We start from the raw sequence: 26054 nt of genomic DNA, 5'->3' as shown, positions 1-26054 counted from the left end.
CAACAACCATATGGGATAAGACAGTTAAACGGCCACGCCCCCGGCAGGCTCGGCGGAAGTGGCGATTCACCCGCAAGACACCCCAGTCTGGACAGACTTTCCAAGGAACCTCATGAGTCATTCCTCCATCCATATCGAGGGTGCGCGCCAGCACAACCTCAAGAACCTCTCGCTCGACATCCCCCGCGACGAACTTGTGGTCGTCTGCGGCCCTTCGGGATCGGGCAAATCCACACTCGCGTTCGACATCGTCTATGCGGAAGGCCAGCGCCGGTATGTGGAATCCCTTTCCGCCTACGCACGCCAGTTCCTCCCGCAGATGGACAAGCCGGACGTCGACAAGATCGAGGGCCTTTCCCCCGCCATCTCGCTGGAACAGCAGACCACGGGCCGCAACCCGCGTTCCACGGTCGGCACCGTTACCGAAGTCTACGACTTCCTGCGCGTCTTCTTCGCCCGCCTCGGCAAGATGTATTGCCCACAATGCGGACGCCCCATCGAGGCGCGCGCCGCCGATGAAATCATCGCCGACATCCTCGCCCTGCCCGAAGGCACGAAAGTCATCATCATGGCCCCGTTGGTGGAACTCCAAAAGGGAACGCACCTCGACCGCTTCAAGAAACTGAAGGCCGAGGGCTTCGTGCGCGTGCGCGTGGACGGCCAGCTGTACGGCATGGAAGATATCCCCGCGTTGGACAAGAACAAGAAGCACACCATCGATCTCGTGATTGACCGTCTGGTCATCAAGGACGGCATCCGGGGGCGTCTGGCCGACTCGGTGGAGCTGGCCCTGCGCTACGGCGAGGGCCGGATCATCGTGAACGAACCCGACAAGGGAGCCGACGGCGACACGCTGCACGCCACGGAATCCGTCTGCCCGGTCTGCAAAATCAGCCTGCCCGCACCCAGCCCGCAGCTCTTTTCCTTCAACAGCCCGCAGGGGGCCTGCCCGCGCTGCGCCGGGCTCGGCACCGTGGAATACTTCGAGCCCATGCTCATCGCGCCCAACCGCGGCCTGTCCCTGAACACCAAGGCCATCCTGCCGTGGGCCAACCCCAAGACCTTCGCCCGCTATGAAGAGGCGTTGACCGCCCTCGGCAAGCGCTTCGGCTTCACCCTGTCCACGCCGCTGTCCGCGTATTCTCCCGAGGCCCTGCAAGCCCTGTTCTACGGTGAGGACGATCCCTCACAGAAGTCCAAAAGCGGCCTGCGCAGGAACCGTCTCGGCGGCTCCGTGGCCCTTGAGTCGCCGGAGTACGACGACAACGCACCCGCTCCGGTCAAAGCCTACGATGGCCCGTACAAGCTGGCCACGGACAACTGGCCGGGCGTCATCCCCCTGCTTGAACGAGGTATGCAGTACGGCGACATGTGGCGAGATCTGCTGTCCCGTTACCTCCAGAGCATGGATTGCCCCACATGCCACGGCGCGCGCCTGCGGCCCGAATCGCTGGCCGTGCGCGTGGATGATCTCAACATCCACCAGTTCTGCTCCCTGCCCGTGGAACGCGCTCTCCGCTGGCTGAACGGGCGGGAGTTCGACGGGCGCCACGCCCTCGTCGCCGAGCCGCTCCTCAAAGAACTGAATCACCGGCTGTCGTTCATGACCAATGTGGGCCTCGACTACATCTCGCTGGGCCGCACCATGACCACGCTCTCGGGCGGGGAATCGCAGCGCATCCGCCTCGCCTCCCAGCTCGGTTCCGGGCTGGTGGGCGTAACCTACGTGCTCGACGAGCCGTCCATCGGCCTGCATCCCCGGGACAACGAACGCCTCATTGCCACGCTCCGCAGCCTTCAGGGGCGCGGCAACACGGTGCTGGTGGTCGAGCACGACGAAGCCACCATCCGCGAGGCAGACCACATCATCGAGCTTGGGCCCGGTTCTGGCGCGCACGGCGGCGACATGGTGTACCACGGCTCTTTCGAGAACCTGATCAAGCACTCGGAGACGCTGACCGCCAAGTACATGCGGGGGGATCTGTCCGTACCCATCCCCGACGAACGCCGCGAACCCAAGGGCTGGCTCACCCTGCGCGGGGTCACGACCAACAACCTCAAGGATATCGACTGTCCCATTCCGCTCGGCACGCTGACCTGCGTGACCGGGGTTTCCGGCTCGGGCAAAAGCTCACTCGTGGTGGACACGCTGTACAAGCACCTCGCGCTGGCGCAGGGCATCCGCGTGGATCAGCCAGGCAGCATCCGGGGCATCGACGGCGTGGAGGCCATCGAGCGCATCGTGGCCATCGATCAGACGCCCATCGGACGCACGCCGCGATCCAACCCGGCTACCTATACCAAGATCTTCGACGAGATCCGCAACATCTTCGCCATGACCCCGGACGCCCGCAAGCGCGGCTACCAGCCGGGGCGGTTCAGCTTCAACGTCAAGGGCGGACGCTGCGAGGCGTGCAGCGGCGACGGTCAGATCCGCGTGGAAATGCACTTCCTGCCCGACGTGTACGTCACCTGCGACGTGTGCGGGGGCAAGCGCTACAATCACGAAACCCTCGAAGTCCGCTATCGGGGGCTGAACATCTCGGAAGTGCTGGACATGCCCGTACGTGAGGCCCGCCAGTTCTTCTCCAATTATCCTGTACTCGAACGCCGCCTTGCCGTACTGGAAGATGTGGGGCTCGACTACATCCGTCTGGGACAGCCCGCCACCACCCTCTCCGGCGGCGAGGCCCAGCGCATCAAGATATCGCGCGAGCTCGGCAAGCGTTCTTTGCCCGGCACCATGTATATCCTCGACGAGCCGACCACCGGACTGCACATGCACGAGGTCGGCAAGCTCGTCACCGTGCTGCACCATCTGGTGGAACTCGGCGCGACGGTCGTGGTCATCGAGCACAACACGGACGTCATCCTCGCCTCGGACTACGTCATCGACCTCGGCCCCGGCGGAGGGGAAAACGGCGGGCGCATCGTCGCCGCCGGAACGCCTGAAGCCATCATGGCCGATCCGAATTCCGTTACCGGCAAGTTCCTCACCGAAGAACGGCGGACACGGCGCAAGCTCGGAGACGGCTAACCCGTCCGGACATGCGGAGGAGGAGAAGCGGGCCTCTTTGGGAAAAGAACGGATATCCCCCGTGCCATGCCCTTTCTCCTCGCCGCATCCACTTGCCATCGCGGACGCCGGGGTATGGGCACGGCCCGCCTTCGCCCGCAAGGAGATCCGCCCGCTGTTTTCCGGTTTCCGCCCTTTCTTTTCTCCTTCCCACCGAGCTCCCTTTTTGCCGAAGGGGACACCCGGAAACCAGAGCGAACAGGCGCAACAACGTCCTCTTCAGACACAAAAGGCGGGAAGCCGCCGGGAAACGGTGTCTTTTCCGAAACGCTTCCAAAGGACTGCATATGGTTTCTCTTGAACTCAACCAAGATCATTGCATCCGGTGCGGGCGCTGCATCAGCGTATGCCCGCAGCGCATCCTCGGACGCCACACCAACGGGTCTGTGGATGTCCTGCACGGGGCTCTGGCCCGCTGCATCCGGTGCGGCCACTGCGTCGCCGTCTGTCCCAAGGCGGCCCTGACCTTGGAACATATCGCGCCCTCTTCCCTGCCGCTTGTCGAGGATGCCCCGCTTTCCGACTTGCAACGCGACATGCTGTTTAAGACGCGGCGCTCCACCCGCGCGTATAAAGACGAACCCGTTGATCGCAACGTGCTCCTCAAGGCGCTGGAAGAGGCCCGCTACGCGCCGACGGCGTCCAACTGTGAGGAGGTGGCGTGGCTGCTGGTGGAAGGCCGCGACAGGCTGCACGATCTTGCCTCCCGCGTGGCGGACTGGATGTCGACGCTTACCGGAAAATACAGCCATGTGGCATCGGCTTTCCGCGCCGGGCAGGATCCGATCCTGCGGGGGGCCCCCTCCCTCATCCTCGCGCACGGCGACGCCAACATGCCGTGGAACGCTCTCGACTGTGCCGCCGCCGTCAGCTATCTGGAGCTCGCCCTGCACAGCTACGGCATCGGGACTTGCTGGAGCGGTTTCGTCATCGCCGCAGCCAGCAACGGCGTAGACCTCGGCATCCCTCTTCCCGAAGGCCGCAAAATCTGCGGAGGGCTCATGATCGGGTACCCTGCCGTCCAGTATGCCCGTGTTCCCCCGCGCAAGCCCGTGCGTTTGACGGCCATAGAGTAAACCGCTGGTACGTACCCAATCCCTGAAGAAACAAAAGAAAAGCCCTGAATGCTTGTTCAGGGCTTTTCTTTCGTTTTTTCAACGCCTGAAGGTGATCCTCCTATATGGAGCATTGAAACGAAGAAACCGGGGGAGGAATTGCGCAGTGCGCCTTTCCTCCCCCGGTCAATGGCTTATCTCAAATCCGAGGACTAGGCTTCGAAGTTGGCTTCGAGCAGAGCAAGGATCTGGTCGCGGCTAGCGGCGCGGGGGTTGTTGTTCAGGAGGCGCTTGGCGGCGAAGGCGCGGTCCGCACAGGCGGGCAGGTCTTCACGCTTCACGCCGTAGTTGGAGAGGCCGGTGGCGATGTCGAGGTCGTTCAGCAGATCGCGGAAGGCGTCTTCCACGTCGGCGGCGCGGTCCATCACGCTCATGCAGCCGGAACGGTCATCGCCACGCAGGATGTCGGCCACGATGGCGTACTTCTCGGGATTGGCGATGTAGTTGAAGCCCACGCTGAAGGGAGCGCAGAAGGACATGGCCAGGCCGTGAGGAATGTGGCATTCCACGGGCAGGGTCGTGCCGATGGCATGGATGATGCCGTTCTGGGTGTTGCCGAAGCCCATGCCGGCGAGAGCGGAGGCGTACATCATGGCGTCGCGGGCGGCGGCGTTCTTGCCGTTGGCATAGGCCTGGCGGATATTGGCACCGACCAGCTTCATGGCCTGAAGGTTCAGGGCGTCGGTGATCGGGGTCGCAGCGATGCCGCAGAAGGATTCCATGGCATGAACGAAAGCGTCAACGCCGGTCATGGCGGTCACGCGGGGAGGCAGACCGAAGGTCAGCTCAGCGTCGAGGATGACGGTGTCGGCATACATGTATTCGGAAACAACGCCCTTCTTGCCGCCGTTCTTGGTGTCGGCGAGCACGGAAATGTTGGTCATTTCAGAGCCGGTGCCGGACGTGGTGGGGATCAGGATGCAGGGCAGGGAAGGATTCGGAACCAGGTTGATGCCGAAGTACTTGTCGATGGGGCCTTCGTTGGAAAGCAGCACGGAAGCGGCCTTCGTGGTGTCGAGGGCGGAACCGCCGCCGAAACCGATGATCACGTCAGCGCCGAAAGCCTTGGCTTCGTCGGTGCAGTGCTGGATGGAATCCATGCTGGGTTCCAGCTGGGCTTCAGCGTACAGCTTCCATTCGATGCCGCCGGCGGTCAGGGCTTCTTCGAGGGGCTTCTGGACGCCGATCTTGGCCAGACCGGGGTCGGTCACGATGAACGCTTTGGAACCTTTGAGGTTCTTCACTTCGTTAGCGGCTTCTTTAATAGCGCCGAGGCCATGCACGATCTTCTTGACGGTGTAATGCACAAAAGCCATTGTCGTATCCTCGCGTTGTTGAAGTCTTCATATGCCGAAGCAGGACAAAGCGCTGCCTTGCCCTGCCGACGATTTTCGGAATCAAAGTCCCGATGCCTCCGGATGAAGGCATCGGGCTTTTCAATTCTTACAGACCGAACTTCTGTTCGACGGTGGTGAACGCCTTGTCGATACCGGCGACGATTTCGTCGATGTCGGCTTCAGTGGCGATCAGGGCCGGGCAGAGGGTCAGGGTGTTGTTGAATTCGCGGAAGGAGCGAGAGGTCTTGCCGATGAGCACGCCAGCCTGCTTGGCGGCGCCGACCATCGCGTTGGCGACGGCTTCAGCAATGGGTTCCTTCGTGGCGCGATCCTTCACGATTTCGATACCGGCGAACAGGCCCTTGCCGCGAACGTCGCCGATGATGGGATGCTTCGCCATCAGGCCCTTGAGACCTTCGAGGAGGCGGTCGCCCATCTTCGTGCAGTTTTCGAGCAGGTTTTCACGTTCGATGATTTCGATGTTGGCCAGAGCCGCGGCGGGACCGGAGGTGCAGCCGCCGAAGGTGGAGATGTCGCGGAAGTAGGCGTCGGTATCGGCCGGGTCGTTGACGAAGTCCTGGAAGACCTTTTCGGTCGTCACGGTGCAGGAGATGGGAGCGTAGCCGGAAGCGACGCCCTTAGCCATCGTGACGATGTCGGGCTGGACGTTGAAGTGCTGGTAGCCGAACCACTTGCCGGTACGGCCAAGGCCGCAAACGACTTCGTCGATGATCAGGAGCAGTTCGTACTTGTCGCAGATCTCGCGGATGGTTTCATAGTAGCCAGCCGGGGGAACGAGGATGCCGCCGCCAGCGGTCATCGGTTCCACGATCACGGCGCCGAGTTCGTCCGGACCCACGGTCAGGATGACTTCTTCAAGCTGCTTGGCCATCTTCACACCGAGGTCGGCGCAATCGCCGAACTTGGAGCGGTAGACGTCGCAGTCGGGGAATTCATAGAAACCGGGAGCGAAGGGACCGTACTGAACTTTACGTTCGAACTGGCCGCAAGCGCTCAGGGTGCCGATGGTGGTGCCGTGGTAGTCACGAGCGCGGTACAGGATGCCGGTCTTCTTGCCGCCGTGCTTCAGCTGGCCGATCTGACGGACGATCTTGAAAGCCTTTTCGTTGGCTTCGGAACCGGAGTTGGAGAGATACACGCGGCTCATGCCGGGCATCTTGGAGATCAGCTTTTCAGAGAACTTGATGGTGGGGACGTTGCCGATGCCGTTGGCGAAGTAGCACATTTCCATCATCTGCTTGGCGACGGCGTCGACGATTTCCTTGCGGCCGTAGCCGACGTTGACGGTCCACACGCCGCCGGACACGGCGTCAAGATAGGTCTTGCCGTCGATGTCGGTGATGCGCATCCCTTCGCCCTTCACATAAATGGCGGGCTCGAAATTCTTGTGCTGGGTCAGGTGGTGCCAAACGTACTTTTTGTCCAGAGCGACCAATTCAGCTTTATCGTAAGTCATGGTGCATTCCTCATGAAATAATGATGTTATTGTCACAGGAAGGTTAAAGGCGAAAACCAATTGGCGCACATGGGCCGCTTCCTACCCTTACCCTTGACTTTGACCGGAAAACTGGCCAGTCTCATGCGGACATGAGACTGGTCCAGTCATGAATCACGTCTTACTTCAGGATGTCGCAGGTGCAGTGCAGTTCGTAACCGAGAGCATCGGAAACGCCCTTGAAGTACACTTTGCCGTCGTAGGTGTTGATGCCGCGGGCCAGAGCCTTGTCGTCCTGGCAAGCCTTCTTCCAGCCCTTGTTGGCCAGGTCGACCATGTAAGGCATGGTGGCGTTGGTCAGGGTGAAGGTAGAGGTACGGGCCACGGCGCCGGGCATGTTGCCCACGGAGTAGCAGACCACTTCGCCGCCGTTGACGGGGTACTTGAAGGTCGGCTTGTCGTGATAGGTAGCGCCGTGCTTGGCGGTGGGTTCGATGCAGCCGCCCTGGTCGATGGCGACGTCAACGATGGCGGAACCGGGCTTCATGGTCTTCACCATGGCTTCGGTGACCAGTTTCGGGGTCAGAGCGCCGGGGATGAGGACGGAACCCACGAGGAGGTCGGCGTCCTTGGTGGCGGCGGCGATGTTGAAGGCGTTGGAGGCCAGGGTCTGGATGCGGCCGCCGAAGAGGTCGTCGATCTGGCGCAGGCGGAAGAGGTTGCTGTCAAGGATGGTCACGCGAGCGCCCATGCCCATGGCAACCTTGGCGGCGGAGAGACCCACGGTACCGGCGCCGAGGATAACGACGTGAGCGGCCTGCACGCCAGCGGTGCCGCCCATCAGGAGGCCCATGCCGCCTTCGATCTTGGTCAGCATCTGAGCGCCCACCTGGGTGGCCATGCGGCCGGCGACTTCAGACATGGGAGCGAGCAGGGGCAGGAAGCCGTTGTCGAACTGCACGGTTTCGTAAGCGATGCCGATGACCTTCTTTTCGAGAAGAGCCTTGGTCAGGGCCGGTTCCGGAGCGAGGTGCAGGTAGGTGTAGAGGATCAGGCCTTCATGGAAGAGGTCGTATTCAGGAGCCAGGGGTTCCTTCACTTTCACGACCATGTCGCAGTCCCAGCATTCCTTGGCGGTAGCAACCATCTGAGCGCCGGCGGCGACATACTCTTCGTCGGTGATCATGCTGCCGAGGCCAGCGCCCTTCTGCACGAGGACGGTGTGACCGGCTTCTTTAAGAGCATGAACGCCAGCGGGAGTGATGCCGACACGGAATTCCTGAACTTTGATTTCGGTGGGGATACCTACACGCATTTGAGTGCCTCCGAGAGCAGTATGTTGAAGTACGTTTTGAAATTCAGGGTGGGGTTGTACTCCATGCCTTCTTTATAGCAACTAGCGTTCCATTTTTCCCAAAGTTCATAACATGAGATTTTTGTTATAGTTTTTTAGAATGTCCTTTTCAGATCTTTTCGGGTTCAATGCAGTCTCGAATCATTTGCCGCCGAATCACAGGAATGTCCGAGTCAATTTTGCATTACGATGCATAGTTGCATTAGAGAGGTCCTTTCATGACGTCATACCCCGCCTTTTGCGATCACATTCTTCATCAAAATGAGCTCGTCGCCGCCGGAATATGCCACGGGGATACATGGAATTTAATTTTTATAAACAACATGTTAGGAGAAATACTCAAACTTTCTCCCGGACGGATGGACGACGAGCCTTTCTTGCCCCGCCTGACACGATGCGGATTTGATGAAGTGGAAGAAAGCCTGAGCGAACCCCACGGAGGCGAGCTGATCGCCCACCACAAAGAGGGTTCCATGTACATTATCCGCTGGAAAAGCGTTTCCATTGACGATTCCGCGGGCGGGGAACAAGTTCGTCTTATCACAATGTCGAAAATCCCGGTCGATCAGATCAACCGGGTGGCCGAACTGCCCTGGCAGGAGCTGACGGTCCTGCTCGACTCCATCCACGACGGGATCTGGGTCATCGACTCCGACGGCATCACCCTGCGCGTCAACAAGGCGATGGAACGCATCGCCGGGCTGCGCGCCGAGGAAGTCATCGGCAAGCACGTGACCGAACCCATGCACAAGGGGCGCTTCGAAACCTGCGTCACCCTGCGCGCGCTCATCGAAAAACGCTCGGTCACCATGTTCGACGACTATTCCAACGGCAAGCGCTGCCTGAACACCAGCACGCCCATTTTTGACGAAAAGGGCAATGTATGGCGGGTCATCGCCTCCATCCGCGACATGACCGAACTGGAGACGCTCCAGCGCAAGCTCACCGATCTGGAGATGGAAACCCTCGCCTACAAAGCGCGCCTTGAGAACCTCGAAACCGAAATGGACGCCGGGTTCGTCGGACACAGCGCCCCCATGCGCCGCCTGCGCAAGGAAGCCTCCAAGGCCGCCCGCACCGAAGCCATCACCCTCATCCTCGGCGAAACCGGAACCGGAAAGACGCTGACGGCCAAGGCCATCCACGACATGGGCCAGCGCAGCGCCGAACCGTTCATCGCGGTAAACTGCGGGGCCATCCCCATGTCGCTTATGGAATCCGAATTGTTCGGCTACGAAAAAGGCGCCTTCACCGGCGCGGCCAAGAGCGGCAAGCCCGGCATGTTTGAGCTGGCCCACAAGGGGACCCTCCTCCTCGACGAAATCGGCGAGCTCCCCCTCCCCATGCAGGCCAAGCTGCTGCAAGTGCTCGACGGGCACCCCTTCCACAGGGTTGGGGGGACCAAGCCCATCACCGTGGACGTGCGGGTCATCGCCGCCACCAACAAGCCGCTGGCCGACATGGCTGCTTCCGGGCAGTTCCGCGAAGACCTCTTCTACCGCCTCCGGGTGCTGACCGTGGAAATCCCTCCCCTGCGGGAACGGCCGGACGACATTCCGGTCCTCGCCATGCATTTTTTGCAGGAGATCATCAAAAAAAGCGGACTGCAAAAAAATTTCGATCCGCAAGTGCTGAACTGCTTCCTGACCTACCGCTGGCCGGGCAACGTCCGCGAGCTGCGCGCCCTTGTGCAGTCGCTGGCGACCATGAGCGAAGAAGAGACCATCACCATGCAGGATCTCCCTCAATATATGCAGGCCCAGTCGCCTCTCCCGCAGGGCAGCGTCTCCTTCCGCCAGCCCATGCGCGAGGCCGTCGCCGAACTGGAGCGCAACATGATCATGACCGCGCTCACTGAAACCGGCAGCACCTACAAGGCCGCCCGGCGGCTCAAAGTCAGCCAGTCCACCATCGTCAGGAAAGCGCAACGGTACAAGATCGGCCTCGTGGAAATCGCCCACAAATAATTTTTTCAAGTGTATCCACAAGCTGATAGGAGGAAAATCGGGCTGCCGGGCTTACCGAAGAGGCCAGGTTGACACCTTCGAGCCTCGTGCGCTAAAGCCCAAAATAAGGTGTGGGGTTGCACGCAGTCACGGGACTCTAGATGGAAAGAGAGAGGATTCTATGCTCAAAAGCCTGCTTGCCGCCGTGGTGACGCTTGCCCTTCTCACCTGCCCCTTCCCCGCCCGCGCTTATGAGAAAACCATCCTGAAAGTGGGCATGGGCGATCCCATCGATTCCGAGATGGGGGCCATCGGCACCCGGTTCAAGGAAGTCGTGGAAGCCCGGTCCGAAGGCAAGGTGGAAGTCCAGCTCTTCCCCTCCGGCCAGCTCGGCGACGAAACGGAAATGATCCAGAACGTGCGCGCCGGGAATCTCGACATCGCCGTTGTGGGCATCGCCAATACGGTCCCGTTCGTGAAGAAACTCGGCATCCTCACCATGCCCTACCTTTTTGACGACATGTACGACGTCGTCCGGGCCACCACCGGCCCCGCCCACGACCTGCTCAACGGGTACGCCATTCGGGAAGGTGGCTTCCGCATCCTCGGCTGGACCTATACCGACTACCGCTACATTTCCAATTCCCGCAAGCCCATCAAAAACCTGAACGACATCAAGGGGCTCAAGTTCCGCGTCCCGCAGAGCGCCATCCTGCTCGCCTGTTATAAGGCATGGGGGGCGAATCCGGTGCCGATCTCGTGGGCGGAAACCTTCACCGCGCTCCAGCAGGGCTTGGTCGACGGGCAGTGCTACGGCTACATCACCTTCCTCGCCTGTAAATTCAACGAAGTGCAGAAATACATCACCGAAGTGCACTACACCTACCAGCTCCAGCCCATGATCCTGAGCCAGCGGGCCTTCAGGAAAATGTCCCCTGAGATGCAGACGCTCATCACCGACGCCGGGCGCGACGCGCAGGAATACTGCCTCGCCTTCCAGCTTGTCGAAGGTGTGAGGGCGAGGCAGAGGCTCATCGAGTCCGGCGTGCAGATCGACCAGCTCGAGGACGAGGCCGACTGGAGGAGTGCCGCCATTTCGCAGGTCTGGCCCGAAATGGAGACGTTCGTGGGCGGCAGGGCCGCCATCAACGCCTTCCTCTCCGCCATCGGGAAAAAACCTTGGAAGTAGGCTTTCCGCACAGGGGGAAGGCGGCTTCATAAGGTTGTCTATTCCCGCGTGCTACCCTACACTGGCGACGCGCCGCGCTGGCGCTCTCCGGAGGGGGACTTCATGCTCAAGAAGGTTCTTCTAGCGATTTTGGACAACTTTGAAGGATACGTCAGCCAGGTTTTGCTTGCGTTCTTCGTGCTGATCCTGCTCTTGCAGATTTTCCTGCGCCAGTTCGGGCACCCCCTGTATTGGACGGAAGAACTCGCGCGGTATTCCTTTGTCTGGTTCGTCTTTTTCGGGGCTTCCTACGCGGCCCGCCTCGCCGCGCACAACCGGGTCACCATCCAGTTCCGCCCCTTCCCCAAATGGGTGGGCGACGCCTGTATGCTCCTCAGCGACGGCGTGTGGCTGTTCTTCAACATCGTCATGGTCGTGGAAAGCCTCACCGTGATCCGCGAACTCCGGGAATTCCCCTACGCCACGCCCGCCCTCGACTGGCAGCTCTCCTATATCTATTTCATCTTCCCCATCGCCTTTACGCTCATGTCCGCCCGCATCATTCAAGTCAACGTGATGAAATTCGTCCTGAAAAAAGAGCTCACCGCGCCCGACAGGATTGAAACCGAGGAAACCCGGAAAGCCTTCGTGGACGGAGGGAAGCCATGAGCCCGGCGGGAGTCCTCTTTGCCACCTTTGCGGTGCTGATGCTGCTCGGGTCCCCCATTACCGTGGCGCTCGGCGTGGCGGCCATGGCCGCCCTCTACACGGTGGACCAGAACCTCGTCACGCTGGTGCAGATCGCCTTCACCTCGGTCAATTCCTTTCCCATCATGGCCTTGCCCGCCTTCATGCTCGTCGGGGCGCTCATGGAATGCGCGGGCATTTCGCGGCGGCTTGTCGCCATCGCGGAAAACATCGTCGGCCCCATCCCCGGCGGGCTCGCCGTCTCCACCGCATTGGCCTGCGTGTTTTTCGGGGCGATTTCCGGCTCCGGCCCCGCGACGACCGCCGCCGTGGGGATGCTTATGATCCCGGCCATGATCCGGCGGGGATTCAGCAAGGGCTATGCGGCTGCGGCCGCGGCGACCGCCGGGGGCGTGGGCATCATCATCCCCCCGAGCATCCCGATGGTCGTCTATGCGGTGTCGGGGCAGCAATCCATCACCAAAATGTTCCTCGCCGGGGTAATGCCCGGCATCATGATCGCGGTGGGGCTCGCCGCCATGCACCTCTTCCTCTGCCGGAACATGCCCGTGGCGGAAGATCTCCAAAGCGGCTCGGGGGACTCGCTGCTCAAGGCGCTCAAGGACGGGCTTTGGTCGCTCATGGCTCCGGTCGTCATCCTCGGCGGCATCTACGGGGGGTTCTTCACGCCGACCGAGGCCGCCGTGGTCGCCATCTTCTACTCCATCTTCGTCGGGCTGTTCATCCACCGCGAGCTGACGTTCGGGGGGATCCGGCACTCGCTCCAGATCACCTCATGGATGACCGGGCGCGTGCTGATCATCATGTTCACGGCCTACGCGTTCGAGCGGCTGCTCGTCCAGTACCGGATACCCGACATGATTGTGGAGCACATCCTCGGCTTCACCTCGGACGTCGCCGTCATCTGGATGTTCGTCATCGCCCTGCTGCTCTTTCTGGGGATGTTCATGGAGACGCTGGCGATCATCCTGCTGGCGACTCCCGTACTCCTGCCGGTCATGACCGCCTTCGGCGTGGACCCCATCCACTTCGGCGTGGTGCTGGTCTGCTGCTGCGGGGTCGGGTTCTCCACGCCGCCCCTCGGCGAAAACATCTTCATCGCCTCGGGCATCGCCGACACCACGCTTGAGGACATCTCCTACAACGCCCTGCCCTTCGTCTTCGTGACCGTGGGCGTCATCATCCTCTGCGTCTTCGTCCCGGACATCGTGCTGTTCCTTCCGCGCATGATGTATTGAGCCACACGGATACGGGAACGGGCACTCTGCCCCCTCAATCCAAACGGAGAAGCCGCGCCGCTTTCAGCCAGACATCGCCCCGCAGAAAGCCCGAGGCTTCCGATTGCAACCGTTCCGTTTCCACACGGAGCCTTTCCCACAAAAAAATCCCGAAGCCTTCGCTCCGGGATTTTTCTTCACGCTATGCAACACAAGAAATTTGCCCTGCCCCACTCTATCTGACAACAGGGCCAAAAACATTAAGAAGCAAGGAAATGGGCGCGGCCCGCGTAGCGGTTTGGGGAAGGAGCGCAGGGATATTCTTTATATCCGGAGTGTTCCCCCACATTCTTCACATCAGAAGGTCGCTTCCTGCCCGGTGGCTTGGGTCAGCTCGCGGAAAAGGCGCAGGCTCTCTTCGGCCTCGGTCTTCTCCATCTTGTGCATGGCGAATCCGGCATGGATAATGATATAGTCCCCGATTTCCACTTCCTCGGGCAGCAAAATGCCGGAAACGGTCAGGCAGGTCGGCCCGTTGCCCACGGTGGCCTTCAACATGCCGTCATCAGACTTTTCAATGACTTTCGCAGGGATGGCAAGACACATAATGAGTCCTTTCGCTGGTTTTCGGCCCCGCGGGAACGGAGGGTTTCACAAAACGGATGCCGTGCGGGGAAAATGATAGTATCCATCCTCAAGCGCCCAGGCAAGCCCGAACCTCTGATTTCGCATGAGATATCCCTGAAAAGGGCCATAGCGTATTATTGACATCCTTACCATTCGGCTTTATGGGTAAAGGCATGAATACGCTAAAGCCCATCAAAGACGCAACGACCAGCTTCTCCCGCTCCGTGCTGGGGACGCTGCTTTTTGCTTTCGGGCTTTTCCTGTGTTCCTCCTTTTCCGCGCAAGCGCACATAGACAACGATGTCAGCAGGCAGTTCGAAGCCCTCCTTGAAGCGGCCCCTTCGGCGGACGTCTTCAAGGCTCAGCATTCCGAACTGGAAGGCAATGACATCGGCCCGCAGCTCCAGCGCTTCGATGCCGTTGACGAAGATTCGGCGCTTGTTGAAGCGTCCAGCGGTTGGCGGCAGCTTGACGCGGCGCTTGCCCGTTCCGAAAGGAACCTCTTCGCCAGCATTTCCGAAACGCTCAACGGCAACATAAGCCAAACGACGGCCCGGACGCCCAAGAGCGTCACCGACAAGCCCCTGCCGCACTCGTCGGGGTATGCCGCCGCGTTGGTCTCAGCGCCTGTCCTGCCGCAGATTTCCGTCACCCCGGTGGCGCTGCCCATCGGCACGCCCCTTTGCTTCCTTCCCGCCGAACGCGGGCTCGTCTCCTACCCCACGCCTCCTCCATACGGTTGCTAGAGCTTCCGCTTTTCCGTCCTTCGCTTTCTGCGTGACAGAAAAGCCCTGACTCGCGCAGCCGGTCTTCTGCACTCCTCACACGTCTCCCGCGCAGAATACCCGGAACGCCCGAATCAGTGTGCGTCCTGTCGGCGGTTCCGCCGTTCCCGACAGCATTCTGCTCCTGCAACCGTGTGAGAGGCTTTCATGAAACTCTCGTTCCGATATGCGATTGCCGCCATTGTCATGGCCGGCGCGCTTTTCCTCCTGTCTCCGACGCTTATGCCGGAAGACGTCAACCTGCCGGGCGCGTCCCGCATCAGTCTGGGCCTCGATCTCAAAGGCGGCGTTCAGCTCACGCTGGGCGTGGATACGGAAAAAGCCGTTCAGTCCGCACTCATCAACAGCGGGCAAGTGCTTCGCCAGAAGGCCCGTGAGGCAGGGATCACCGTCCTTGGCCCCCGCCAGATGCCCGGCGGCGTGCAGGAACTCATCATCGCCCGCGCCAACCAGGTCGATGCGTTCCTTGCCCTCGCCAAGAAGGACGCCCCTCAAGTCGTGCCCGGAACGCCCCGTACCGGGTCCGACGGCGCGGTCCACCTGCCCTACTCGTTCACGCCGGCCTTCGTTAAGCAGACGCAGGATCTGGCCGTGGATCAGGTGCTGCGTACCATCTCCAGCCGCATCGACCAGTTCGGCGTGGCGGAACCGGATATCCGCAAGCAGCAGGGCGACCGTATCCTCATCCAGCTTCCCGGCCTGACCAACGTCAACCGTGCCGTCCAGCTCGTCGAGAAGTCCGCCGATCTGTCCTTCCACCTCGTCCGCGACGACATTTCCCAAGGCTATCTGCCTCCCGGCGTCGCCTTCTATCCCATGACGGGCAAGCACGGCGAAGCGACCAACGCCAAACTGGCGCTCGACAGCACCCCGCTCCTGAGCGGCAAGGAAGTGGCCGACGCCCGCCCCGGATTCGACAATAAAAACACTTCGATGGTCAGCCTGTCGTTCACTCCTCGCGGCGCGGCCCTGTTTGAAATGGCCACCGGCGAACATGTCGGCAAGCGCCTCGCCATCGTGTTGGACGGGACCATCCACAGCGCTCCGGTGATTCAGGAAAAGATCGCGGGCGGCACGGCCAGCATCAGCGGCCAGTTCACGCCCGAAGAGGCGCAGGACCTCGCCATCTCCCTGCGTTCCGGTTCCCTCGCGGCTCCGGTCCACGTGCTCGAACAGCGCACGGTAGGCCCCGCCCTCGGCGAAGCGTCGATCACCAGCGGCATCCTCGCCGCACTCATCGGCACGCTGGCGGTCATGATCATCATGCCCCTGCGCTACGGCTGGTCCGGTATGCTCGCCAACGGGATGCTTCTCTGTACCCTCAGCCTGCTCATGGGCGGTATGGCCGCGCTCGGCGCGACCCTGACCCTGCCGGGCATAGCGGGCGTCGTGCTGACCATCGGCATGGCCGTGGACGCGAACGTCCTCATCTTTGAGCGAATACGCGAGGAGTTGGCCCTCGGCCTGACGCCTCCCAAGGCCATCAAGGCCGGTTTCGAGCGTGCCAACCTTTCCATTGTGGACTCCAACCTGACGACGATCATCGTCGCGGCCATCCTGTACCAGTTCGGAACCGGCCCGGTGCGCGGCTTTGCCGTCACCCTGACTCTCGGCATCATCGCCTCCATGTTCTCGGCGATCTTCCTGTGCCGCATCGCTTTCGACGCGTGGATGAAGCACACCAACGGCACCCGCCTCAGCATGCACGGCCCCATGGAACTGCGCGCCCTGTCGGGTTACCTGTCCCACTTCCCCTTCCTCAAGCGCGTGAAGCACGTGGGCGTACTGACGCTTCTGCTTGTGATGGTGGCGGTTTCCGTGGGTACGTGGCGCGGCGGCCTTCAGTACGGCGTCGACTTCTCGGGCGGCGTTGCGGCGCAGGTCCGGTTCGAGCACCCCGTTTCGGACAAGCAGCTCATCGGGGCGCTTGATCCCATGCATCTCGAAGGCCTGATGACCCAGCAATACGGCGACAACAATTCCGTCTGGCTGCTCCGTTTCGGCCTGCCCGACATGCCCGCGCAACAGCTCGGCGAAGCCCTGCTCAGCCATCTCCAGACCGTGGACGACGGCGGGGCGGTTTCCCTGGATCGTCTGGAAACGGTCGGCCCCAAGGTCGGAGATGATCTCCGCAGCTCGGCTCTGGAAGCCATCTATTATGCGCTGCTCCTGATCACCGTGTACATTTCGGGGCGCTTCGAACAGCGCTGGGGCACGGCCGCCCTGCTCGCCGGAGCGCTCACGGCCACCATGATCGCCCTGCAATGGATGGGCGTACCGACGGAAGGCCGCATCCTTGCGGCACTGCTGCTGACCCTGTTCCTGTGCTGGCGGTTCCGCCTCTCCTTTGCGGCGGGAGCGATGGCCAGCCTGATATTCGACGTCACGACGACCACCAGCCTGCTGGTCATCCTCGGGCAAGAAATCGATCTGAACATCGTAGCGGCACTTTTGACCATCATCGGCTATTCGCTGAACGATACCATCGTGATTTACGACCGAATCCGTGAAACCCTGCGGCGGGAGAACCCCGACTCGCCGCGCCCGCTGCCCGAGATCATTCAGGAAGCGCTTGGCGACACCATGAGCCGTACCCTGCTGACCGCAGGCACGACGCTCGTGGCGGCCCTCGCCCTGTTCCTGCTCGGCGGCCCGGTCATTTACGGCTTCGCATTGACTATGCTCATAGGTGTTTTCATGGGAACGATTTCCTCCCTGTTCGTCGCAGCGCCAATGCTTCCCCTGTTTGGCGACACCCTTTCGTTCAAGACGGCCGTTACCCTAGGCGTCTTTGAGCGGCCCGGCGAACACGGCGTGGTCTGATGGCGGGAAACCTCCTCTCCCCGCCTCCGTTTCCATGAATACGGGACCATCAACGCTCCCCTGTTGATGGTCCGGGAGGACAGGATTCACCCCCTGAGATTCCGTCCTCCGAAGACGACGCGTCGGGCGTTTTACGGCCGCCCGGCGGGTTATGCAAGCGCGGATTCCGGGTTTTCTCCTCCACCCGGGCTCACCTTCTTTCCCCTGTGAAGGTGGCCGCGTTCGGGCAACATCCATCCCCCTGAGGATGTCGCCCCTCTCCTCGAACGGCGTCGGCACTACCTCCTTCAGTGCCGGCGCCGCTTCTTTTGGAAAATGGGGGAGGAAGGGCCTTTCTGAAGCCCCCCCCTTCCTCCCCTCCCCAAACCCCACCCCTCCTTCCCAAAGGCTTTCATCCTTATCGAATCCCTCATGGGGGATATACAGGAGAAGACGAGGCAGGCTTCGGTAACTGGGCCACGCTGAGTAAAAACTGTTGGAAGGCTGAAGGTAATGATTGGTCAAAACAGGGAAAGTGGGCAATGGTATCTTCGTTGCTAGGGAAAGGGGCTGCCGGGGAAGGCAAGGGAATCGCTTCCAATCGTTTTGCCCTTGGGATACGTTCCACTCCACGCCGGATGCACAAGAGCGTTTTTTCTTTGGAAAGGATGCCATGTTAGAGGAAGTCCGCGTTTTCGGGAACTCTGGGAACAGAGACGCGATGCGAACAATCATCTTTTTTAAATAGATGTGATACGGTTGGGTTAGCTGGGGGAGGGAAGGCTTTTTCAAAAAATTCCCCTTCCCCAACGTCACCGGAACATTTCAAAAACGATTCACCCCTACCCCACTGAAAACATTCATATGGAGATGTGCCATGTCCACGTTTGCGCCGCCAGCCCTGCACGGCATCATCGGCTATCCTCTCGGGCACAGCATGAGCCCGCTCATGCACAATACGGCCTTCAGGACATTGAACCTGCCCGGCGTCTATCTTTCATGGCCCATTGAACCGGGACGGCTTCCCGCCTTTGTGGACGCCGCCCGGCTGCTGAATATCCGGGGCTGCTCCATCACGATTCCCCATAAGATCGACATCATCCCTTTATTGGACAAAACAAGCGAAAACGTAAGGGAGATGGGTGCCTGCAACACCCTCTATCGTGACGGCGAAAAAATCTGCGGAGAAAATACCGACGTGATCGGATTCACGGCTCCGCTGCGAAAGCGCTCATTGCCTCCGGAAACCCGCGTGCTGGTGCTCGGTGCGGGAGGCGTTTCACGGGCGGCCATTGCGGGACTGCGGAGGCTCGGCCTCGCCAATATTACCCTCACCAACCGCCGGAAAGAGCGCGCGGAAGCCCTCTGCAACGAATTCGGTTTGCTGTGCGCTCCGTGGGAAGAGCGCGGAGACGTCCCCGCTGACCTCATCATCAACACGACACCACTCGGCATGACCGGAGCCCAAGAGCATGAAACGCCCTACCCTCGGGCATTTCAAGATAATGGCATTGCCTACGATCTGATCTACACGCCGTTCCAGACCCGTTTTTTGCGCGACGCCGCGGCTGCGGGCTGGGAAACCGTCTCAGGCCTCGATATGTTCATCGGGCAGGGGGACGCCCAATTCCACCTGTGGACGGGGCACCATCTTCCGGAAGAAGCCATAACGGCGGTGACTTCCGCGCTTTATGGGCAATAAAAAAACGCCACACACTTCCATTTCCCCATAAACCGGCTCATTTCAAAAAATACGGCGAAAAGATTAAACTTTCCGCCATATTGCTTTCCCAAAAACTGTTGTCCGGCAGGAACTCATGCTGGTCAGCCTCCCCACCAGCCGAGAGTCTTTGGGATGGGAAGGGGGAGGTTTGGAGGGGGAAGGGCTTTCTTCAGAAAGCCCTTCCCCCTCCAATCTTTCATTCATCCAACGCCCGCATCACCTGTTCCGGAGTAATGGACTGCATACACGCATGGTTGCGATCACAGTGCTTCTTACCGTGCAACGTACAGGGGCGACAATCCAGCTGCGACTCAAGAACCCGATCCTTCGGCCCCGCCGGGAAAAAGCCCCATTCTTCCGTCGTGGGCCCAAACAGCGCCAAAACGGGCGTGCCGACCGCCCCCGCGAGATGCATCGGGCCGGAATCTCCCGTGATCAATAGGGAAGAGGACTTCAACAACGCGCATGTCTCACGTAGGGATGTGCGATTGGTAAAATTGCGGGATGCGGGAATCCCCTCCATACAGCTGCCACGGCCAATGACGATCCACGGTATGCCGCGCGACTCGAAAAGCTCCATGAGCTGACGCCAGTATGCCTCTTTCCATGCCTTATCAGGGTGCGTGGCATACGGATGTAAGGCTATGGGAGGAGTGCCCGCCTTATCCGGAAGCTGTTCCAGCAGGCGTTGTCCTTGCCTGATCTCCTCATCGGAAAGCCAAATGTGGGGCAAAAGCGCGGCACGGGGAGGAGGCGTAGCCTCCACGGCAAGGGCATAACGCTGCGGGACGTTCCATAGCCTGAGTTCATTCCGGAACAGCCGCCCTTTGCTCCGCAGGAATAAACGACGCTCAAGGCCAAGTTTGCGATAGCGTTTTACAGGCCCTTTCCACAATAGGGAAAGCAAACGGGTACGCAGGGTGCCATGCAGATCGAGCAACCCCTGCCCTGCGTGGGCTTCCGCCAGATCGCGGAAAACGCCAAGCTGACGCGGAAATCTCAAATCCTCCTTGGCGAGCCCAACAATGGAACGCACAGCCGGGTGCCTTTCCAAAACAGGAGCAAACGCCTCACGAGTAATGACCGTGAACGTCCACCCGCGCGTGCGGTGCCAGTATTCGAGAACTCCAGTGGTCAAGGCAACATCGCCGAGGGCGCTCAGGCGGATCACAACCCATTCCGTAGGGGCTGAGGCGTCATGAAAAGATGAAGTTGTCATGCCCGGAAACTATCAGCGGCCATTCCAAAAGAAAAGGATTTCTCTGTGGGCCTATGTGAAGAAGCTCCCCTTCCAGAAGCGAGGACAAGGGATTTGGGTTCACCCCCTCTTGCTCTTTGTGCCATGATCCGCTAAAGTCTTTCGCTGGACGGAGAGGTAGCGAAGCGGCCGTAACGCGCTCGACTCGAAATCGAGTTACCGGTGATGAGCTGGTACGTGGGTTCGAATCCCACCCTCTCCGCCATTTGGCAACTCCAAGACATCCGATAAAGTCCCAAAAGCCCTTGAACCTAAACGGTTTGAGGGCTTTTTTGCGTCCCGTGTCGTCCGGCAAAATCCGATGAAAAACGGTAGCCAAACCGGACAACAAACTGGACAACTCGCCCGGACATGCTATTCTCCCCAAAAGTTATCCGATGAGGAGGGTCTTTTCGTGGTGTTAAGCGCAGTTACGGTAAAACAGGCAAAGCCGAAAGAGAAAAAATATGTCCTAAAGGATGAAAAGGGCCTCTACCTTGAAATTTCTCCAACAGGGGGGAAGTGGTGGCGACTCAGATACTGGATGAACAAAAAGGAAAACCGTATTTCCCTTGGCGTCTACCCTGAAACGAGCCTTGCCGAGGCCCGCATACGACGTGATGAGGCTCGCCTCAAAATCTCCAAGGGAATCGACCCGTCTCTTGAGCGAAAGAAAATACAGCTTGAAGCATCAGGAGAACGACACTTTGAAAATATCGCCCGCAATTGGGCAAAAAAGTTTTCTCCTACATGGTCGGAAGGCCATGCGGAATTGACCTTACGACGCCTCGAACTGAATATCTTTCCCTATCTCGGGAAGCGCCCCATCAACGAAATCACAGCATCAGAGCTGCTGACAACACTTCAACGGATCGAAAAACGTGGAGCTTTGGAAGTTGCCCGGCGAGTGCGGGGCATTTGCTCCATGCTCTTCCGTTATGCCGTTGCGTCAGGGATAGCGGAGCGCGATCCCTCTGCCGATCTGCTCGGAGCCTTGACTCCACCACCTAAAAGACATTTTGCTTCCATTACCGATCCCAAACGAGTCGGACAACTCTTAAGGGATATTGACAACTGCAAGGCCTCATTCCCTGTTTACTGCGCGCTGCGCTTGGCTCCCTTGGTTTTCGTCCGTCCCGGCGAATTAAGAAATGCCGAATGGAACGAGATCAATTTTGAAGCCAAAGAGTGGCGCATTCCCGCCCATAAAACCAAAATGAAAAGTACGCATATTGTGCCGCTTTCTCAGCAGTCACTCAATATTCTTAAAGAGCTGTACCAGCTTACTGGACCGGGACAATATGTTTTTCCTGCCGTGCGGACTTCCAGCCGTCCCATGTCGGAAAACACCATTTTGGTGGCATTAAGAAGAATTGGCTATGAAAAAGGAGAAATGACAGGTCATGGCTTCCGTTCAATGGCTTCAACGCTGCTGAATGAGCAGGGGTGGAACCGTGACGCCATAGAAAGACAGTTAGGACACTCTGAACGAGACAAGGTACGTGCAGCGTATAACTACGCTGAATTTTTGTCTGAACGCCGTAGCATGATGCAAGCGTGGGCTGATTATTTAGATAAATTAAGAGGATAATATGGCAGATTTAGTTATAGATACTGGATACAAAAAAAGATTTGCTAAAGAGTCTCTTTTATCCTTACCTGAATTAATGCTACGATGGCCATTTCAATGCTTTCTAAAAATTCCTTTTGAATTATTTAACAAAAGATTGATTCCATATTTCTTATTAGAAAATCATACTTCAACAAATGGAGAACAAATTGTTCAAGTATGCAAAACAATAGACGGACACTTTTCTCTATCTTTTATCATTTCATTTTTTGGAAGCTTTGTATTTAAAATAAAAAATATAGAATCAATTGAAAAACAAAAAAGACACTACTCTGATATACCTGAAAAATCATTAATAATGAGAAAATTCGATCTATGCACACCACAAAATATAAACGAACTCGCTATCCCCTTTTCATATATAATGTCTAAATATGGAAATAAATTCTATTTTAATAATTTTGTTCCTTACAACGTTGAGCATGATTTTTTTTCGGGAACATTTGACACATCATTTTCATATGCTTTTGATAAAATAGAACTACCACATCACATTGACGATAGTATTATTTGGGCTGAATACAAATCTAGCATTACTAAAAGTAAAAGAAATAAAGATAACTTGGATTATTATAGAAAAGAATTAGAGCGCTATAAAAATAATGGCGAAAAAGATCCCTATCGGTTGGCGAGAAAAATTCAAAATTTTTCAGGAAACTCTCTAACTAACGAAGATATCGGAAGACTCTTACCTGTTCGCCCAGGAGCCCATATTGAGCCAAAATCTTTTAAAAAAAGAGGTCAACGCCTACTTGCAATAATGAAATAATTATCTTTTTTTATATCATCTTGTCCACTCATTTGTCTACTCTTTCCCTCTTGACAGTCCACCTAGGTGGACAGCCTACACTCGGCCCATGTTGAACGGCATGGGCCTTTTTTGTGTTTCATAAACTTCTACCGAGCGGAGTATAACATGCCCCCAAGAAAAATCACCTCTCTCATTTCACCTTTGCCCAAAGAAGGCTTTGTTCGCCTCCCACAGGTTCTTGCCGTCATTCCCGTCAGCAAGACTCAGTTCTGGGAAGGAATCAAAACCGGAAAGTACCCCTCCCCCATCAAACTTGGCCCCCGAACAACCGCATGGCGCGTGGAAGATATTCGTGGACTCATTGAACGCTTCGCAACGCAAGAGGGCTATCTCCGATGAGCCTTACGCCCGCTACGCCAGCCGGCCTTCAATCCGGTATTCCACCACTTATTGCACTCACAATGGAAGCGTTTATGAACATGCACCTGCCGGAACGAGGATTCCTTCTCCATCCAGTTATTCCCGCTCAGGGTATCGTTATCCTCTTCGCTCCCCGAGGCATCGGAAAAACCTTTACAGCCTTGAGCGCAGCCCTTGCCGTAGCAGGCGGAGCAACACTGTTTCATTGGCACGCCCCCAATCCCAAACAGGTGCTGTATGTGGACGGGGAGATGCCCGCTCAAGCCATGCAGGACAGACTAATTTCCTTGGCTAGGGGAACCGACGCAACGGAGGAAGCCATTCGGAATCTCTCCATCATCACGCCGGACATGCAGAACCGTCCCATGCCCGACCTTTCTACCCCCGCAGGGCAATACGCACTGGAACCATTTCTGGACAATGTAAGGCTCCTCGTACTGGATAATCTCTCCACCCTCTGTCGATCGGGCAAGGAAAACGAGGCTCAGTCATGGCAGCCCATCCAGAGCTGGCTTCTCGATCTGCGAAGACGAGGCATCTCTGTTCTTCTCGTTCATCATGCGGGAAAATCCGGGGATCAGCGCGGCACATCCGCCCGTGAAGACATCATGGATACCGTCATCAGCCTGCGCCGCCCGCTGAACTATTGCATTACAGACGGAGCGCATTTCCAGGTGCACATCACCAAGGCGCGAGGCATCGCGGGAGAAGAAGTGCGCCCCTTTGAGGCCAAGCTTTCGCAAACAGATCAGGACAAGCTCAACTGGGCTGTTCAGGAACTGGAAGACGCAGAGTCGGAACAAATCCAGAAGCTCCTTGGGGAAGGACTGAGCATCAGAGATTGTGCCGAAGAATTGGGGATTTCCAAATCGAAGGCCCACCGGCTCAAACAACGTCTGGAGCACCTGTAGGGAATGTGTCCCATTGTCCCTCTCTCCAGGGCAGGGACAGCGGGACACTCACTACCCTTTTCATGACGGGCTTGCAGCAAGCCATGTTTTCGCTTCGCTCAAACGGCTTGCCCTGCGGGGCAAGAAAGGAAAGGCATGATGGAACAACGCCAAGGGAAAAGACGTGGAAGGCCCAAGAGTCCGCCGGACACTGTACGGAGGCTCACGATAGGCGTCAGGGTCAACAGTGAGGAATGGCGATGCTTGCAAAGGAAAGCCGCCTTCATGGGCATGCCACCTGCGCGCTGGCTGCGTATCGCTGCGCTTGCCCGCCGCCTTCCCCCTCCCCCTGTTCCAGCGATCAACAGAGCCATTTACTCGGAACTGGCCCGCATGGGAGTCAATCTCAACCAGCTTGCACGGGCAGCAAATGAAGGCCGGTTAGACGGACTCCCCCTGTCCTTCTTATCTGGCGTCAAACAGTATCTCCTCATAGTACAGCGTGCTGTCTTGGGACAACCTCATGATCGCCAAACTGATCAAGGGTAAAGGCTTTCGCGGTGCGCTGGAGTACGATCTGAAACAGGGCAAGGGAGTCCTCCTCGAAACCAACATGGCAGGTCAAACACCCAAGGAGCTGGCGAGAGAATTCGGTATCATTCGCGCACTTCGCCCGACGCTGGGCAAAGCCGTTTGCCATGTCAGTCTGAGTATCCATCCCACGGAACACCTTACCGATGAACAGTGGTGTGAGGCAGCGCAAAGGTGGCTCTCAGGGATGGGCTTCACCAATAATCAATATGTCGTAAGCCGACATACGAATACGGAGCATCCTCATATTCATATTCTTGTGAATCGCATTGATCTTGAGGGAAACGTCGTCAGCGATGCCCACGACTATAAACGGCAAGAGGCGATCATGCGGACGCTTGAAAAAGAATGGAGTCTCACAACCGTTCCCATGAGCCAGTCCGCAGCACGCAAGGCCCCCACAAAAGGAGAAGTGGAACAGGTTCTTCGTACAGGTGAATCATCATATCGCATGAAGTTACAGCAGATTATTGACGCGGCACTGACTCAACCATGCACGCTGTCTTCTTTTACGAAAAAATTGGAACAAGCGCATGTCTCTGTTCGCATGAATACGGCAAAGACAGGATTCATTTCGGGAATCAGTTTTTCAATGGATGGTATTGCGTTCAAAGGAAGCAGTCTGGGCCATCAATACACATGGAGTAATCTTAAAAAAAGAGGCTTGTACCATGAGCAAGATAGATACGTTGAGGAACATGAGCGCGGAAGCCAGTCAAGCGGTATTGCAGGAAGTGGACGACACAACGCTGTTGCAGGCACGGATTGCCATTTTGAACAAACAGGAAGAACTCAAGCTGAAGGGTACACAGGAAGTGATAGTGCTTTTGAAAGACTTGCAAAATGCCATCAAGACCAGCGTAGACGATGTGAGAAGAGCCGCGAACACGGTGAGGAACTATCCCGCTGAAACAGCGGTTCAAATTGCAGCCAGAGTGGAGGAAACCCTTGTTCGCTGTGAAAAGGCAGGAGAACAGGCACAAAAAAATTTTGAGAAAACACAGCGCATCATTTACGACATACAACAGCTGGATATTTCAAGACTCTGCTGTTTCTGCGCCATACTGGGAGCGATCATTTCCGGCATCATGAATATCATCGTCCTCTATCTTTTCCTGTAGCAAAAAAAGGGAGTCGCCCAAATCAGGCGGCTCCCTTTTTTTAGACAGAGCCTTCTCGTATGCCCTTTTCAAGTTTCCTGATTCGGAGAATCTCCCTGAT

General features: G+C 58.0%; 20 protein-coding genes and 1 tRNA gene. 16 read left to right on the top strand and 5 right to left on the bottom strand.

Features of this window, described 5'->3' with window-relative positions; translation table 11 throughout:
- Positions 1 to 112 precede the first annotated feature (112 nt).
- Together uvrA and T370_RS0108890 are read left to right on the top strand one after the other, a co-directional pair.
- Positions 113 to 3037 carry an excinuclease ABC subunit UvrA gene (gene uvrA, locus T370_RS0108895; protein ID WP_005028756.1) on the top strand — a complete coding sequence of 975 codons (2925 nt, stop codon included), beginning with the start codon at positions 113 to 115 and terminating at the stop codon, positions 3035 to 3037.
- A 326-nt stretch (positions 3038 to 3363) separates the two neighbouring features.
- A complete protein-coding gene (locus T370_RS0108890) occupies positions 3364 to 4152 on the top strand; it encodes a nitroreductase family protein (RefSeq protein ID WP_029435516.1) in 789 nt (262 codons plus the stop codon).
- 191 nt (positions 4153 to 4343) lie between these two features.
- On the opposite strand, the gene sarD is transcribed toward T370_RS0108890, so the two are convergent.
- The 3 genes from sarD to ald form a co-directional block, all read right to left on the bottom strand.
- Positions 4344 to 5507, bottom strand: coding sequence for a sulfoacetaldehyde reductase (gene sarD, locus T370_RS0108880; protein ID WP_005028754.1), 1164 nt, complete (start codon positions 5505 to 5507; stop codon positions 4344 to 4346).
- A gap of 127 nt (positions 5508 to 5634) precedes the next feature.
- Positions 5635 to 7005, bottom strand: coding sequence for a taurine--pyruvate aminotransferase (tpa, locus tag T370_RS0108875; protein WP_005028753.1), 1371 nt, complete (start codon positions 7003 to 7005; stop codon positions 5635 to 5637).
- A 160-nt stretch (positions 7006 to 7165) separates the two neighbouring features.
- Positions 7166 to 8299, bottom strand: coding sequence for an alanine dehydrogenase (ald, locus tag T370_RS0108870; protein ID WP_005028751.1), 1134 nt, complete (start codon positions 8297 to 8299; stop codon positions 7166 to 7168).
- Positions 8300 to 8715: 416 nt separating this feature from the next.
- Between ald and T370_RS0108865 the strand changes: the two genes are divergently transcribed.
- The 4 genes from T370_RS0108865 to T370_RS0108850 all read left to right on the top strand — a co-directional run bounded on the left by T370_RS0108865 (position 8716) and on the right by T370_RS0108850 (position 13398).
- Positions 8716 to 10305, top strand: coding sequence for a sigma-54 interaction domain-containing protein (locus tag T370_RS0108865; RefSeq protein WP_227749097.1), 1590 nt, complete (start codon positions 8716 to 8718; stop codon positions 10303 to 10305).
- A 160-nt stretch (positions 10306 to 10465) separates the two neighbouring features.
- Positions 10466 to 11473: a TRAP transporter substrate-binding protein gene (locus T370_RS0108860; RefSeq protein WP_005028749.1), complete on the top strand. Its 1008-nt coding sequence runs from the start codon at positions 10466 to 10468 to the stop codon at positions 11471 to 11473.
- A 102-nt stretch (positions 11474 to 11575) separates the two neighbouring features.
- The gene (locus T370_RS0108855) at positions 11576 to 12121 is read left to right on the top strand and encodes a TRAP transporter small permease (RefSeq protein WP_029435515.1); all 546 of its coding nucleotides are present in this window, start codon (positions 11576 to 11578) and stop codon (positions 12119 to 12121) included.
- Complete coding sequence (locus tag T370_RS0108850; RefSeq protein ID WP_009379902.1) at positions 12118 to 13398, top strand: TRAP transporter large permease; 1281 nt, start codon at positions 12118 to 12120, stop codon at positions 13396 to 13398. Before T370_RS0108855 ends, T370_RS0108850 begins: the two co-directional genes overlap by 4 nt.
- A 336-nt stretch (positions 13399 to 13734) precedes the next feature.
- On the opposite strand, the gene T370_RS0108845 is transcribed toward T370_RS0108850, so the two are convergent.
- Positions 13735 to 13983, bottom strand: a complete 249-nt coding sequence (locus T370_RS0108845; protein WP_029435514.1) for a HypC/HybG/HupF family hydrogenase formation chaperone — start codon at positions 13981 to 13983, stop codon at positions 13735 to 13737.
- A 194-nt stretch (positions 13984 to 14177) separates the two neighbouring features.
- Between T370_RS0108845 and T370_RS0108840 the strand changes: the two genes are divergently transcribed.
- From T370_RS0108840 to aroE, 3 genes are all read left to right on the top strand, one after another.
- A complete protein-coding gene (locus T370_RS0108840; protein WP_231377933.1) occupies positions 14178 to 14750 on the top strand; it encodes a hypothetical protein in 573 nt (190 codons plus the stop codon).
- Between the two features lie 186 nt (positions 14751 to 14936).
- A complete protein-coding gene (gene secD / locus T370_RS0108835) occupies positions 14937 to 17612 on the top strand; it encodes a protein translocase subunit SecD (protein WP_029435513.1) in 2676 nt (891 codons plus the stop codon).
- 856 nt (positions 17613 to 18468) lie between these two features.
- Positions 18469 to 19293: a shikimate dehydrogenase gene (aroE, locus tag T370_RS0108825; protein WP_029435511.1), complete on the top strand. Its 825-nt coding sequence runs from the start codon at positions 18469 to 18471 to the stop codon at positions 19291 to 19293.
- 217 nt (positions 19294 to 19510) lie between these two features.
- Here the strand turns inward: aroE and T370_RS0108820 are convergent, their stop codons facing one another.
- Positions 19511 to 20485 carry a glycosyltransferase family 9 protein gene (locus T370_RS0108820; protein WP_029435510.1) on the bottom strand — a complete coding sequence of 325 codons (975 nt, stop codon included), beginning with the start codon at positions 20483 to 20485 and terminating at the stop codon, positions 19511 to 19513.
- 198 nt (positions 20486 to 20683) lie between these two features.
- On the opposite strand from T370_RS0108820, the gene T370_RS0108815 reads away from it, so the two are divergent.
- From T370_RS0108815 to T370_RS24305, 7 genes are all read left to right on the top strand, one after another.
- A tRNA-Ser gene (locus T370_RS0108815) sits at positions 20684 to 20777 on the top strand.
- Between the two features lie 96 nt (positions 20778 to 20873).
- Positions 20874 to 22142: a tyrosine-type recombinase/integrase gene (locus T370_RS0108810; protein WP_156034390.1), complete on the top strand. Its 1269-nt coding sequence runs from the start codon at positions 20874 to 20876 to the stop codon at positions 22140 to 22142.
- 1 nt (position 22143) lies between these two features.
- On the top strand, positions 22144 to 22950 hold the full coding sequence (locus tag T370_RS24980; RefSeq protein ID WP_156034389.1) for a hypothetical protein: 807 nt from the start codon (positions 22144 to 22146) through the stop codon (positions 22948 to 22950).
- A 147-nt stretch (positions 22951 to 23097) separates the two neighbouring features.
- Entirely contained in the window at positions 23098 to 23331 is a 234-nt protein-coding gene (locus T370_RS0108805; RefSeq protein WP_051643813.1) for a helix-turn-helix transcriptional regulator, read from the top strand.
- Entirely contained in the window at positions 23328 to 24263 is a 936-nt protein-coding gene (locus T370_RS0108800; protein WP_029435507.1) for an AAA family ATPase, read from the top strand. The genes T370_RS0108805 and T370_RS0108800 overlap by 4 nt, the downstream gene beginning before the upstream one ends.
- Positions 24264 to 24398: 135 nt before the next feature.
- Positions 24399 to 24791 carry a plasmid mobilization protein gene (locus tag T370_RS26290; protein ID WP_081847532.1) on the top strand — a complete coding sequence of 131 codons (393 nt, stop codon included), beginning with the start codon at positions 24399 to 24401 and terminating at the stop codon, positions 24789 to 24791.
- On the top strand, positions 24766 to 25743 hold the full coding sequence (locus T370_RS24305) for a relaxase/mobilization nuclease domain-containing protein (RefSeq protein WP_081847531.1): 978 nt from the start codon (positions 24766 to 24768) through the stop codon (positions 25741 to 25743). Before T370_RS26290 ends, T370_RS24305 begins: the two co-directional genes overlap by 26 nt.
- Positions 25744 to 26054: the final 311 nt, after the last annotated feature.

It is taken from the genome of Bilophila wadsworthia ATCC 49260 (assembly GCF_000701705.1).
Taxonomy (GTDB): Bacteria; Desulfobacterota; Desulfovibrionia; order Desulfovibrionales; family Desulfovibrionaceae; genus Bilophila; species Bilophila wadsworthia.
The sequence above is the reverse complement of the archived record's forward strand: the minus strand, read 5'-3'. Positions and strand labels throughout refer to the sequence as shown.